General features: G+C 51.0%; 13 protein-coding genes. 1 reads left to right on the top strand and 12 read right to left on the bottom strand.

What is annotated here, in order from left to right:
* Positions 1-2 precede the first annotated feature (2 nt).
* On the bottom strand, positions 3-1,088 hold the full coding sequence (gene aroC, locus BEG40_RS13755) for a chorismate synthase (RefSeq protein ID WP_105285568.1): 1,086 nt from the start codon (positions 1,086-1,088) through the stop codon (positions 3-5).
* A 34-nt stretch (positions 1,089-1,122) separates the two neighbouring features.
* The gene (gene prmB / locus BEG40_RS13760) at positions 1,123-2,055 is read right to left on the bottom strand and encodes a 50S ribosomal protein L3 N(5)-glutamine methyltransferase (protein WP_010351486.1); all 933 of its coding nucleotides are present in this window, start codon (positions 2,053-2,055) and stop codon (positions 1,123-1,125) included.
* Positions 2,056-2,220: 165 nt separating this feature from the next.
* Between prmB and smrB the strand changes: the two genes are divergently transcribed.
* A complete protein-coding gene (smrB, locus tag BEG40_RS13765; RefSeq protein ID WP_000730806.1) occupies positions 2,221-2,772 on the top strand; it encodes an endonuclease SmrB in 552 nt (183 codons plus the stop codon).
* A 105-nt stretch (positions 2,773-2,877) separates the two neighbouring features.
* On the opposite strand, the gene BEG40_RS13770 is transcribed toward smrB, so the two are convergent.
* From BEG40_RS13770 to fadI, 10 genes are all read right to left on the bottom strand, one after another.
* On the bottom strand, positions 2,878-3,744 hold the full coding sequence (locus tag BEG40_RS13770) for a StfH/YfcO family fimbrial adhesin (RefSeq protein ID WP_105285569.1): 867 nt from the start codon (positions 3,742-3,744) through the stop codon (positions 2,878-2,880).
* 1 nt (position 3,745) lies between these two features.
* Positions 3,746-4,285, bottom strand: a complete 540-nt coding sequence (locus tag BEG40_RS13775; protein WP_000847941.1) for a fimbrial protein — start codon at positions 4,283-4,285, stop codon at positions 3,746-3,748.
* On the bottom strand, positions 4,282-4,770 hold the full coding sequence (locus BEG40_RS13780; protein ID WP_105285570.1) for a fimbrial protein: 489 nt from the start codon (positions 4,768-4,770) through the stop codon (positions 4,282-4,284). The genes BEG40_RS13775 and BEG40_RS13780 overlap by 4 nt, the downstream gene beginning before the upstream one ends.
* Positions 4,767-5,282: a fimbrial protein gene (locus BEG40_RS13785; RefSeq protein WP_000877922.1), complete on the bottom strand. Its 516-nt coding sequence runs from the start codon at positions 5,280-5,282 to the stop codon at positions 4,767-4,769. The genes BEG40_RS13780 and BEG40_RS13785 overlap by 4 nt, the downstream gene beginning before the upstream one ends.
* 15 nt (positions 5,283-5,297) lie before the next feature.
* Entirely contained in the window at positions 5,298-6,050 is a 753-nt protein-coding gene (locus BEG40_RS13790) for a fimbria/pilus periplasmic chaperone (RefSeq protein WP_000288638.1), read from the bottom strand.
* A 19-nt stretch (positions 6,051-6,069) separates the two neighbouring features.
* A complete protein-coding gene (locus BEG40_RS13795; protein WP_105285571.1) occupies positions 6,070-8,706 on the bottom strand; it encodes a fimbrial biogenesis outer membrane usher protein in 2,637 nt (878 codons plus the stop codon).
* 80 nt (positions 8,707-8,786) lie between these two features.
* Positions 8,787-9,350 (bottom strand): fimbrial protein, encoded by a 564-nt coding sequence (locus BEG40_RS13800; protein ID WP_000033321.1) that lies wholly within the window; start codon positions 9,348-9,350, stop codon positions 8,787-8,789.
* 671 nt (positions 9,351-10,021) lie between these two features.
* Positions 10,022-10,507: a phosphohistidine phosphatase SixA gene (gene sixA, locus BEG40_RS13805; protein WP_001195811.1), complete on the bottom strand. Its 486-nt coding sequence runs from the start codon at positions 10,505-10,507 to the stop codon at positions 10,022-10,024.
* A gap of 202 nt (positions 10,508-10,709) precedes the next feature.
* A complete protein-coding gene (gene fadJ / locus BEG40_RS13810; protein WP_105285572.1) occupies positions 10,710-12,854 on the bottom strand; it encodes a fatty acid oxidation complex subunit alpha FadJ in 2,145 nt (714 codons plus the stop codon).
* Positions 12,854-14,164 carry an acetyl-CoA C-acyltransferase FadI gene (gene fadI, locus BEG40_RS13815; protein ID WP_016231839.1) on the bottom strand — a complete coding sequence of 437 codons (1,311 nt, stop codon included), beginning with the start codon at positions 14,162-14,164 and terminating at the stop codon, positions 12,854-12,856. Before fadI ends, fadJ begins: the two co-directional genes overlap by 1 nt.
* Between the last annotated feature and the right edge of the window lie 110 nt (positions 14,165-14,274).

Here is a 14,274-nt window from a genome sequence, read left to right on the forward strand (position 1 = left end):
TTTTACCAGCGTGGAATATCAGTCTTTACATCGGCATTTTGCGCCCGCTGCCGTAACAGGTGATCCATCAAAACGATCGCCAGCATCGCTTCAGCAATCGGCACCGCACGTATCCCGACACAAGGATCGTGACGACCTTTGGTGATCATCTCAACTTCTTCGCCAAAGCGGTTGATCGTGCGCCCAGGCACGGTAATGCTGGAGGTCGGTTTCAGCGCCATATGGGCAATGATTTGTTGCCCGCTGCTGATACCACCAAGAATGCCGCCTGCGTGGTTGCTCAGGAAACCTTCTTTGGTGATTTCGTCGCGATTCTGGCTGCCGCGCAGCGCCACCACGTCAAAACCATCGCCAATTTCCACGCCTTTCACCGCGTTGATGCTCATCAGCGCGTGGGCGATGTCGGCATCCAGGCGATCAAAGACCGGCTCGCCAAGTCCGGCGGGGACGCCACTGGCAATAACGGTCACTTTCGCGCCGATAGAATCGCCCTCTTTTTTCAGCGCGCGCATCAGTTCATCTAAGGCGTCGATTTTGTCCGGGTCCGGGCAGAAGAACGGATTTTGCTCGACCTGCGACCAGTCTTTGATTTCCAGCGGAATGTCGCCCATTTGGGTCAGGCAACCACGAATCTCAATACCAAATTTCTCAGCGAGATATTTTTTGGCAATCGCCCCTGCCGCAACGCGCATGGCGGTTTCACGGGCGGAAGAACGTCCGCCGCCGCGATAATCGCGCAGGCCGTATTTTTGTTCGTAGGTGTAATCGGCATGACCCGGACGGAAAACGTCTTTAATTGCGCTGTAATCCTGGGAACGCTGGTCGGTGTTTTCGATCAGCAAGCCAATGCTGGTGCCGGTGGTGACGCCTTCAAAAACGCCGGAGAGAATTTTGACCTGATCCGGTTCACGACGCTGGGTGGTATAGCGCGATGTCCCAGGGCGACGACGGTCGAGGTCATGTTGCAGATCCGCTTCCGTCAGCGGAATTCCTGGCGGAACACCATCGACGATACAGCCGAGCGCCAGCCCGTGCGATTCGCCGAAGGTGGTTACGCGAAAGAGTTGTCCAATTGTGTTTCCAGCCATCACGGCTCCGTTATTGTTGTGTTTGCGTGTTTACTTAATCTTTATAAATTCCAAAATGTTCCCGTGCCGCAATAAGCTGCGCTTTGGTGAGCATAAACACACCATCGCCGCCGTTATCAAACTCCAGCCAGGTGAACGGAACATCCGGATATTGTTCCATAAGATGTACCATGCTGTTGCCCACTTCACAAATCAGCACGCCATCATCAGCAAGGTAATCTGCCGCGTTACCGAGAATGCGGCGCGTCAGTTTCAGGCCGTCGGTGCCAGATGCCAGACCCAGTTCCGGCTCGTGGCGGTATTCATTTGGCAGGTCGGACATATCTTCCGCATCGACGTACGGCGGGTTAGTGACGATCAGGTCGTACTGCACTTTCGGCAAGTCACGGAACAGATCGGATCGAATCGGAATGACATTGTGGATCAAACCGTGTTCTTCGATGTTCTGTTCGGCAACCGCCAGCGCGTCGGGAGAGATATCCACCGCGTCGACTTCCGCTTCCGGGAAAGCATAAGCGCAGGCAATGGCAATGCAGCCGCTGCCAGTGCACATATCCAGAATATGCTGCGGTTGTTTGCTGATGAGTCCGGCAAATTTATTGTTGATCAGTTCACCAATCGGCGAACGCGGCACCAGTACGCGTTCATCGACGTAAAATTCATGACCGCAGAACCAGGCTTTGTTAGTCAAATAGGCCACCGGAATGCGTTCGTTGACGCGGCGGATCACGCGCTCAACAATACGGTGTTTTTCGCTGGAGGTCAGGCGGGCGTTACGCATATCTTCCGGAATATCCAGCGGCAGGTAGAGCGACGGCAACACCAGTTGCACTGCTTCGTCCCACGGGTTGTCTGTGCCGTGACCGTACCAGATATTTGCCGCGCTGAAGCGGCTAACCGACCAGCGCAACATGTCCTGAATGGTTTGCAGCTCATTTACTGCTTCATCGACGAAAATTTTATCCACGTATTCCTCCAGGGCATGGTCGCATTAATTTCGGCGGCTAGTTTGCCATGAAGATGACGATAAATCAGCATTCACGCGGCGATGACACAGGAAAATTATGTTTTGACCGATCGATTGCGCTGCGAGTCGGGTAAACTGTAGGAAAATTAAAATAGAGATGCATAAATGAAAAAGAAAACAACACTCAGCGAGGAGGATCAGGCACTGTTTCGCCAGCTGATGGCGGGCACTCGCAAGATTAAGCAGGACACGATTGTCCATCGACCACAGCGTAAAAAAATCAGCGAAGTGCCGGTCAAGCGGTTGATTCAGGAACAGGCGGATGCCAGTCATTATTTCTCCGATGAGTTTCAACCGTTATTAAATACCGAAGGCCCGGTGAAATATGTCCGCCCGGATGTCAGTCATTTTGAGGCGAAGAAACTGCGCCGTGGTGATTATTCGCCAGAGCTGTTTCTGGATTTGCATGGTCTGACGCAGCTTCAGGCCAAACAAGAGTTAGGCGCGTTGATTGCCGCCTGCCGCCGTGAGCATGTGTTTTGTGCCTGTGTGATGCATGGTCACGGGAAGCATATTTTAAAACAGCAAACACCGCTGTGGCTGGCGCAGCATCCGCATGTAATGGCATTTCACCAGGCACCGAAAGAGTATGGTGGCGACGCGGCGTTGCTGGTGTTGATTGAAGTGGAAGAGTGGCTGCCGCCAGAATTGCCCTGAATGGCAACATCCGGATATGGAATTTGTAGGTCGGATAAGATGCGTCAACATCGCATCCGACAAGAAATGCCGGATGCGGCGTAAACGCCATATCCGGCATGGGCGCTACAACATATTTAATATGTACTGGAATCGGCACGTAGCGTCTATAGGCTGCCTGCTACTGGTATCGACACGCACTAACATATCGTGCAGTTGCCGATCGGTAATCGGGTGCCTGGTTGGCGCCACCGTCACTTTAGCGTTATCGCATCCTTCAGCAGTAAAGGTAATCAATTGATTTACATAGCGACAATACGCGGCGCGTTCATCCGTTCCGCTGCCATCGCAGAGCTGACCATCTTTCATCAGGTAGGTCGATAAGTTTTGTTCAATCACGGCCCCGGTTGATTTCAGATTCAATAGCTGGCTGTGGACAACGCGACTAGCACTCCAGGAGATATCATAATTTGTTAATGGCTCACCTGGGCAAGTTGTTGTATAGGTGGTAGGCCCCCTATAATTCTCTACCCTCGGTTGATAATTATAATATACAGTTACAGAACTGTTTGCCGTCATCCCCACCATCCACGGGCACGTCTCTGCCGAACCGGAGACTTCTATAGTCATTACGAGATCGGAACATCTCCAGTTAAAATTTGGATCAATCTCTTTAACACCCGGACAATGTGAGTCTTGTGTAAAATCCCCCGACTTTATCGTTATTTTGGGTGCAGGAATGTTTCCCGGCCCAGTCCATGACTTATTAGGAAGATCCCCAATAGCGACGCCATACGATCGATTCTGATAATACTCCCCATGATAAACTCCATTGGTGGTGAGTAAATCCAGGTAGAAACGAAGCGTTGCATTGGCACCAACCGTACCATAATAGATCGTCACGTTATTATAGACTGCCCCCAGTTTCGCCTGAGCTCCCTGGCTAAAACACAGCACCAGCATGGCGCAAAGCAGTAATCGTATTTTTTTCATCTTATATATACTCAAAGGTTGCCGTCAGGTTGGCGGTAAAATCACCGAGCGTGACATCGCGACCGCTTTTCGCCTGCAGCCAGGCCCTGAAATTAATGTCATTGCTGCCATCGCTGAGTGTAAATTTCGCCCCGGTCGGGTTGTTAATCGACACCCGCACACCGTCGGTCGTCTCCATCCCAATCCCGACGCCCTGAGCGGCTGAGGTGGTATCCAGCGCAAGGAAACCCGGTTGCTCGCTGTCTTCCGTACCGGTAAGGGTCACCTGCACCTGGTAACTCGCTGGCCCCTTACAATCTTTCAACTTAAACACCACCGGAACGCGCGGGGATTCCCCGGCGACCATAAGATCCTGACGGCTGATGGCAGGAAAATGCACTTCTGCCAGATTTCCGCCATCAACCACCAGCGTGCAGGAACGGCTTAACAAGTTGCCGGAAAAATGCAGGTTGTTGTCCACGGCCAGAGTACGAGTACTACCGGTCAGCAGCAGACCCGCTAACAGCGCGTAACCGAGCGAATAAATGCGTCCTGTCTTCATTGATAATCCACCCGTAATGTTGCCCAGGCCGAAAACGTGGTATCACTCAACACCGCATCAGCCGATTTTACCGGTACAGCCTCCAGCTTCGGCTTTTGCGTAAAATCGGTGGCGTTAATGGCAAGCGGCGTATTCAGCTTAAAACGCTGACCATCGTGCTGAAGCTCAATACCAAAGCCGGGAACGTCTGTTTCGATAGCTGCGTCATTGTACGAGGTCTGCGTCCCCGTCCAGGTGAGCGTCATATTCCAGTCGGGATCGCGAACTGCGGAGTCACAGCTCAGGTCATAGTTCACTTCCTTGCGACCATAGTCCCCGTTGATGCTGTCGATGATGAGATCGCGAAATTCCACTTCGATGGTCTTTCCACCGCTGATAGTACAGACAGGCGGTGCCACCAGCGTACCGTGGAAGGTGATGTCATCGTCAGCGGCCAGAGCCATGCCGCCATACGCGCAGAGTAAAAAGAACGTGAGTTTTTTCATTGGTAATCCACCACCATCGTCATACTGGCGTTAAATTCCGCTGGTGTAAGCTGCACTCCACTTTGTTTTACCGGCACGGCTTTGAGATTGGGTAATTGGTTAGTATTGAAATCAGACCAGTTACCTTCACCCACTTTAAACAGGGAGTTATCGGCGCCGTTTTCAATGCGAATGCCCAGGCCTGAAATTTCGGTCGCAATGACCGTTTCCCCGTTAATCACGGTGGTGGAGCCTTTAAGCTGCATCCGCAGATCATCAACACCTGCTATTTTGTTACCGCAGTTCAGGGTATAAAGCGCATCCGTCGTGCGGTAATTTGTGCCATTTATTTTGCTAATGTACACATTGCCAAATTCAACATTGCTCCCCTTCACGGAACAGGGCGGTGGCGCATCGACCAGAATGCGCAACGATAATGACACCTTTTTACTTTCCCCTGCGACGGCAATGTTGCCCGTCAGCCAGCCGCTCAGGAGCAAAATGCCCGTTCCCACCAGAAACGTGTATTTCATAAGACTCTCCCGGCATTAACCTTTACGGCTCTGCTCTGCATCCACCTGGCAACTATTGCCGTTGCATTTAAAGATCAGCGAAAGTCGCGCGCCGTAGTCGTTGACGTAAGTCAGCACCGGCACACTGTCCATCTTCACATTCAACGGCGCAGATGTTTTAGGCGGCATCACCAGCGGCGTAAACCCGGCTGCCGGATTACCATTTTTCTGCGTACTGGCGTTGCTGAGGATCACGTAATACGGCGTTGGGTTATTAACGGTGAAGGTCTGACCATTGCGGGTTAAGGTCACCTTGTGCTGCCACGGATCTCTCATGTTGATTTCTGCCAGCGCCTTGGGTCGCCAGAACAATTTGATACGCGTTTGCAGCGCAATTTGCAGGGTGTTAGGTTTGTTCGATTTTGGCGGAATTTCACGCACGTTAAAGTAGAACATGCTCTCACGATCGGCGGGTAACTTGCTGATATCCGGCATTCCCTGGACTTTTACCTGACCATTCATCATCGCATCAATGCGCTGTACTGGCGGCAGTACCGTCAATGGAGAGCTGATTTTGTTGCCCTTTTCGTCTTCTATCCAGCTTTGCGCCAGGTATGGCAGCTTAGGATCGTTATTACGCAACGTGACGCTGATGGATTTGTCACTTTCTTTGAAGATCAAGCGGGTGCGGTCGGGCGTTACCGATGCGTGGGTTGTAAAACTGGCGGCGGTCACCAGCAGCGCCAGCGCCGGGGCAACCATTTTTGCAGTATTAGTCTGTGTATACATGGATCATTCCTTAATCACGTTATTGGTTAGCGGAGATAGCGACTGGCGGTGTACCCGGCGTGACCTGTTGCGTCTGTTCCTGAATCACCGGTTTGATTTCCACCGGCGTGGCAGGCACCACCGCGCCTTTTTGCTTACACGGCAGTAACAGGCCATTGAACAAGTCAGCAGGCAATGGATCTGGCAGGGAGATCTCACAGTGGGAAGCCCCATTCCATGAGACACTCATACGTTCGCCAGCTTTTACCCCAGCCAGATAGACGTTGCCGTCGTCATCGACCAGGCCGACCTGTTGGTCGTGTTCGTTTTTCACTTCTGCACCAAATGGTGGATAACTACCATCACTCATGCGCAAGACGGCCATCGCCTTTTGTCCACTGATGACCGCAAATTTACGGTAGCCAATGGCTCCTTCGGTCAGCGTCGCCTGCACCACTGACTGCGTGGCTTCGGCGTTCTCTGGCAGTTTAGTCAGGTCAATAGTGGCCTGGTTACGGTAGTAGTTATTGACGTCCGCAACGACAGCTTTACCGAACATGTTGGTGTAAACCGCTGAACCGTTACCTTCGACCGGTACGTCAGCCACGCCGTCAGCGTCGATAAGCAGGCGCGTACCGCCCATGTTTTGAGTACGATGCAACGCGCCACCGTGCGCCGTTAACGTGGCTCCACCTTGCAGCGACAGCCCGGCAGAAGTGTATTGCCCTTCATGGTAGTTAGCACTCAGATCCACGTGTGCCATAGAGCCGTCATGGCTGTAATAACCATCGACGCTGGAGTGATTTTCACTGCTGCCAACGTTTATCTGATAGTGGCTGGCGTCATCAATACGGTTGAAGTATCCCACCTGACTGCTGTCTGAACCGCTGCCGTAGTTGCCGTTGTAACTCACGGTGCTGTTATCACCCCACGGCATACTTAAGGAGATATAGACGCCTTTGTCGGCGCTGTTGTCATACTCGTAGCGATAACCTGTCAGGGAGATACTCATGTTGCGAATGCCGCCCATATTGAAATAATGGGAAAGCATGACGTTGTAGTTGGTCTGCTCCTCGCGATCCCAGTAGGTATGGCGCGTATAGTTCAGATAAACAGAAACGCCGGCATCCCTGAAGTTCTGGTTATAGGTGGCGGTGTACATCTCTTTATCGTTGCCGGCGCGAACCATTTCGCTGTCATTCGCGTCCAGATACTCGCTCATGGTCATATAGTTCTCTTCAGAGAAGCGGTATCCGGCGAAGGTGACGCGGCTGTTTAGTTCATCAAAGTCTTTGGAGTAGCTGACGCGGAAAGAGTTACCGTCGAGCGTACCCTTGCCGTAAGCGGTTGAATCGTCGAGTCGGGTATGCGAGTGGGTAATATCAAACGCCATCGCGCCGAAAATGGAGAGATCGCGCCCGATGCCAAGCGCGGCAGACTGGTAGTTTTCATCGCCCAGCGCCCCGCCGTACAGCGACCAGCCGTTGGCTATCCCCCAGGACACTTCACCACCGGAGAAGAATCCGCCCTGTACATGGTGTCCCCATTCCTGCGGACGCCCCATCATCACTTTGTAGCGCACCTGACCCGGGCGCGTCAGGAACGGCATGGAAGCGGTGCTAATGTCATACTCCTGCACCTGACCGTTCAGCTCTTCAATGCGCACATGCAGCGTACCAGAGTTAAATTCACCGAGATCCTGAATACGGAATGGCCCGGCAGGCACCTGGGTTTCATAAATTATGCGCCCGGCCTGACTAACGGTGACTTTCGCCGCTGTATGCGCCACGCCGGAAATATCCGGGGCGTAGCCGCGCAGGTTCGGCGGCAACATTTGATCGTCGGTACTGATGCTACCGCCGATGTAGTTAAAACCATCAAAAATATCGGAGTCGAGATAGTCTTCGCCAAGTGCCAGTTTGGCTTTCAGGCTCGGTAACGCACGCCAGGCGTAGTAACGGCTCCAGTCCCAGTTTCTCTCGGTGCTGTTATCCGTCTCTTCATCGTTGCTGCGGGTGTGCTGATAATCGCTCTGCCAGTCGGCGCGCAGACGCCACGGCCCAAGGTTAACGCCAACCGTACCATTGCCACTGATGTCGTTGCTGTCATCGCCGCCATTTTCTTCGTGTCGGGTTTGGGCGTTGATGCTGTAATCGGCAATGAAACCGGGGATGCCATCATCCCAGCGCGAAGGTGGGTCCCAGTCTACATCGCTGTATTCAAGATAAGCCTGCGGTAAGGTGATGAGCAGCGCGGACTGGCTTAAATCAGCACGTATTTCCAGACCGTCAAGTTGACCTGGTTTGAGGCATTTACCATCGCGATCCCATTGCAATTTTTGTGCAATATCTTCTTTAAAACCAAGCTGCACCACCAGCTCTGGCGACAGGCAGGCGTAAGTTTTATTTTTATCGTTTTCTGACGCATACCAGTAAATATCATATTCATCGGGTAACGGCTGTTTATTTACCTGAACCTGTAAATTATATTTACCCGGTTCAACATAACCCTGACTGGAAAAACGCTTCAGATCAATTTTCGTGTCGCCTTTTAATTCCAGAAAACGGGAATCAAACTGAATATCTTCGTCGGCCCAGGCATTGATATGGCATCCAGATATTGCCATAGCAACACACCAGGGAAGCGCCCGTAAGCGGAAAAGGGAATGGTCAGGCATACACGTATCCATCCGTGGTTATTTAAACTATCGAAACGCTAAAAACCCCTCATAGCATTGCTGCTATGAGGGGACATACCTTAGAGATAAGTAATCTGGAAGGTGGTATTAGCTTCAAAACCACCCAGGTCCGGCGCGTCAGTCGCACCTACCAGCCAGGCTTTAAAGTTTAAAGTTTGTTTCGGTTTGCCTTTGGAGGTTGCAGTATCTTTTACGATCTGCTGATTAATGCCAGCGCCACTTTTGTAAGAGGTTCCTTGTTGATCACCAATCGCCAGGCTCACGTTGTTAAACGCCGCACCGGTATCAGTATTAAAAATGGTGTAATAGTTGCCGCTATTCGCCGTAGACACAGTACCGGTGAAGGTAGTGGTCATGGTAGTTTGGGTATCAAACACACAGTCCTGCAAACGAATCTGGAAATCTTTCGGCGTGGTAGTGCCGTTGTTTTTCAGTTTATCTGCACCGATATTACCCATATCCACTTCCAGTTTGTGATCGTCTGGTACGATTGAGCAAACTGAATCTTCAATGGTGCCGTAAAAACGGGCAGTACCGTTGTTACCTTCTGCGAAAGAAGATGTTGAAGTGAACGCACCCATTACCATTGCTGCTGCAATAGCTGTTTTTACAAACTTACTCATTATTTGTCCTTAAACCATAAATAATTAGAATATAAGCTAACTGAAATATTGACGATAAAATCCCTCAATCTTTCTTCAGCAGCTTTTAACCAACCATTGAATAGGATTTCTGATCCATAAAATACGGGTTGCACGAGATGATATTCTTTGGCGTGGCGGCAATGTTGATATTTTAATGAGACTGATTCAATTTAAATTTACTAACAACACAGTGTAGAAATTTTTAAATAATCAATAGCACAAATAATAGCTTGAGGGTTATCTCAAAAAGCAGCAGAACATTTCATCAAAACGGTACAAACACTTTATACCATGAATGATTCTGGATCATAAAACAGCTAAAAATAAATATGGCAATTGTGACTTTAGCTTCTCGAAGATATAATATTAATCTTTCTGAATTAATATTATATCAAGACCCAAAAATATCTACTCAGCAATGTTATCTTTTATTTTTTAACACCTCTTTTCGAAAAATAATAACCCATGCAAAAAAGCAACAATTACTTCCATATGTAACTTTGTGAAAATAAATAAGCACCATTACTATAAATGGAAACATTTATTTTTTCACACCAGGACGATTAAACGCATTTAAATAGCAATGATTTCAATACAGTAAGCAAAACTAAGGCCCGACAGCTTACGCCAGCGGGCCTTACACGTTCATATCAAATTGCTTTTGCCATCTTCAGATTACACGGACTCATCTGCCAGTTGAATTGACCTTTTCCGCTTTCATCAAGCGTTACGCTGGCAATGGCCGAGGTGGTAAACATAGGCGGCGTTTCGCCCGGACATAACTCGGCGACCAGATACCCGACTAATGGTAAATGGGAGATCACCAGTACCGAAGCAACACCTTCATTGGTCAACGCCTGCAGATAGGCACTGACCAGGCCAACATCGCCGCAGGGCGTTAACTCCGGCAGAACTTCTGCACTGGAAGGCAGGTTCAGACAATCCCCTACTTCGTCCAGTGTTTGCTCGGCTCGCAGGAACGGGCTCACCAGAACGCGTTCGATTTCCACTTTTTGACCTTTCAGCCAGTTCGCCATCAGGCGAGATTCGTCACAACCGTTAGTGGTCAGAGGACGAACCGAATCACTGGCGGCATCGAGGGCTGCGTCGCCGTGACGCATGATAAAAACTTGCATATTGCACCGCTTTTGTTAACCAGATTCGCCCGTCTTCTTTCATCTGAAACCAGATAAAGAGGACGGTGGCCGGCATTGTGCCTTATCCATTCACCGAATGAAACGCTGTTTTTTACCTCAATGGCGTAAGTATAGTCAATATGTGTTTACATTTTGACCAGCACTCCACCACTCAGCGCGGATTCATATAGCTTTGACCTTCTTATTGCAGGTCAGTTGCAGTTGTTTTCCAAAAACTTTCCCCTCGCTCGCTCATCTCTACTAAACGCTCGCAAGGAGTAAAACGAGAACCATATTGCGTGGTCAGTCGCTGCATTATTGCAACCACTTCACCCGCGCCGAGAGAATCGATATAGCGGAACGGCCCACCAAGAAACGGTGGAAAACCAATGCCAAATACCGCGCCAATGTCCCCGTCACGCACGCTACGGATAACCTGCTCATCCAGACAACGTACTGCTTCATTCAGCATCAACATCACACACCGTTCAGCAACCTGCGGTGCGGAAAGCCGCCCCTGCCCTTGCGCGCCAATCAGCGGGTAAATAGCGGGATCGACCTGTTTTTTGCTTTTACGCCCTTTCTGACCATAAAGATAGAAACCCCGGCCATTTTTTCTGCCTTTGCGATCGTCGTTCAAAATTGAAGAAACAACATTTGCAGGCGCGCTAAAACGTTCTCCATAAGCTGCTTCCAGTACAGGAATAATTTTAGTCCCGGTGTCGATTCCTACCTCATCCAAAAGTTGGATTGGACCTACCGGAAAACCAAATTTCACCAGCGCGGCATCAATGTGCTCTACCCGCTCACCTTCGGTCAACATGCGGATAGCTTCATTAATGTAAGGCGCTAAGATGCGATTGACGTAAAACCCGGCTTTATCACGCACGACAATTGGCGTTTTACCCTGTTTTTTCGCCAGTTTTACCGTAGTGGCGATGGTTTGCGCCGATGTCCCCGCATGAGGAATAATCTCCACCAGCGGCATTTTTTCCACCGGACTGAAGAAATGCAGGCCGATAACTTGCTCTGGTCGCGTGGCGTGAGCGGCGATATCGCCAATCGGTAAAGATGAGGTATTCGAAGCAAAAATGGTATGAGTGGCGCAGTTTTGCTCAACTTCTGCCACCATCTGTTGTTTTAATTCGAGATTTTCAAATACTGCTTCAATAATCAGATCGCGATGGGCAAAGCCGCGATAATCCGTCGCCCCCGAAATCAGCGCCAGCTGTTTGTCGCGTTCACTGGCTTTGAGATGACGGCGGCGCACTTTGCTCTCCAGCTGATCCCAACTGTATTTCAGCGCATGATTAATCCCCTGAGCGTTGATATCTTTAATTCGTACCGGCAGACCCGCTTTACAGGCAGTGACGTAAGCAATACCGCCGCCCATCAAGCCGCCGCCTAAAATCCCCACGCTGTTTAAGGGAGCGGGTGCAACATTGCTGCCAGGATCTTTCTTCACATCAGTACTGGCAAAAAAGATATTGCGCAATGCCTTTGATTGCGACGTCATCGCCAGTTCACCAAAGGCTCTTGCTTCAGCGTCATAGCCGCTGCTGGTGCCCTGCGCTAACCCTGTCTCGACAACCTCAAGAATACGTTCCGTCGCCGGATAGTTACCCTGGGTTTTCTGTTCTGTTTTTTTGCTTACCATTTTGAATAACAGCGCACGACCTAATGGCCCCGCCATCACACGTTCGCGAACCGGGAGTGTCCGCGAAACCGGACGATCCTGCTTCGCCAGCTCCACAGCGGCTTCCAGTAAAATGGAATGCGGAACGACATCATCCACCAGCCCCAGCTTTAACGCCTGTTTTGCCCGAAGCTGCTTGCCGGTGAGGATCATCTCTAATGCTGTGCTGACGCCTATCAGGCGCGGTAAACGCTGGGTTCCACCTGAACCGGGTAACAACCCAAGCTGAACTTCAGGCAAACCGAGTACCGTTTTAGGATCGTCAGTACAAACACGACCGTGGCACGCTAATGCCAGCTCCAGCCCGCCGCCCAGGCAAGCGCCGTGAATAGCGGCAATAACCGGAACTGGCAAGGCGTGAATTTCCGCCATCAACTGTTGCCCCTGCCGCGCCAGTGCTTCCGCTTCTTGCGCCGTTTTGCAGTTGCCGATCATGTTGATATCCGCGCCGGCAATAAAGTTGTCTGGTTTCGCGGAGATAAACACCACGCCGCGCAGATCTTTATTTTCGCGGAGTTGCTTAATAATGGCGCGCACCTGTGAGGCAAACTCCGCCTTCAGGGTGTTCATTTTCTCACCGGGAACGTCGATGGTGATGATGGCAATGTTGTCCAGACGCATATTGAGGGTAAATGCTGATGCCATTTCCATTATTCCGCCTCCAGAACCATTGCTGCGCCAAGCCCACCGGCAGCACAGGCGGTCACTAAACCAAATCCACCGCCGCGTCGGCGAAGTTCATGCAATGTCTGAGTTATCATCCGCGCGCCAGTCGCCGCAAAGGGATGCCCGTAAGCTATCGAGCCGCCAAGCACGTTAAATTTGCTGTCGTCCACTTCACCAGTGGCATGTGCGCGCCCCAGCACATCGCGGGCAAAACGTTCGCTACCCAGTAACTGAATATTCGCCAGCGTCTGGGCAGCAAAGGCTTCGTGCATATCAATCAATGTCAGATCGCTCATCGTCAAACCGGCACGTTCCAGCGCCAGCGGTGTTGACCAGGCCGGGCCGAGCAGCATGTCCTGCCAGACATCTATCGCGGTAAATGCATAACTGCGCAGATATCCCAGCGGCACCAGCCCTAATTCTTTCGCCCGCGATTCGGTCATCAGGATCACCGCCGCAGCACCATCGGTCAGCGGCGTACTGTTTGCCGCCGTTACCGTTCCGTGTTTGCGATCAAACGCCGGACGCAGCTTTGCGTAATCGGCAAGCGTGGAATTACCGCGAATATTATTATCTTCCGCGAACGGTTGTTTATAAGGAGGGATAAAGGCGGTCATCACTTCTTCTTTGAGTTTACCTTCCGACCACGCCTGAGCGGCTCGCTGATGCGAACGATGCGCCAGCGCATCTTGCTGTTCGCGAGTAATACCGTAGGTTTTCGCCATTTGTTCGGCGGTGTCACCCATCCGCAAGCCTGTGGAATATTCTGCTACCGCAGGCGGTACAGGCATTAAGTCACGCAAACGCAGGCGAGAAAAGAGTTTCAGCCGTTGGCTCATTGTGCGTGCTTTGTTGACATCCACCAGCACGCGCGCCAGCTTTTTACTAACGCCAATCGGCAATACCGATGAGGAATCTGCCCCACCGGCAATCCCCGCGCGAATAGTTCCCGCCATCAGGCTTTCGGCAACGTTTGCCACAGCCTGGAAACTGGTGGCACAGGCACGACTGACGCTGTAAGCATCGGTATGGACGTTCATTCCGGTGCCAAGAACAATTTCACGCGCAATGTTGGGGGCTTCCGGCATTTGCACAACCTGACCAAATACCAGTTGTTCAATCACTTCGGCGGGGATCTCGCTACGAGCAAGCAGTTCTCCGACGACCATCTTCCCCAAATCAACAGCGGGAATGCCATGAAAAGCCGTCGCCTGGCGAGCAAAAGGCGTGCGTAATCCGCTAACGATGGCGATACGATCGCCCTGACGGGTAACCAGCGGTAAAACCTGACCCATAACACTCCCCTGTAAAAAAATATATAAAGTGGTCTGACCTGATCATAGTCTTAACAATTTTTTTACATTTAGCCAAGTGGAGAAAAGGGAAAGTGGGAGCTATGACACAG

It is taken from the genome of Escherichia sp. MOD1-EC5495, assembly GCF_002965965.1.
Classification (GTDB): Bacteria; Pseudomonadota; Gammaproteobacteria; order Enterobacterales; family Enterobacteriaceae; genus Escherichia; species Escherichia ruysiae.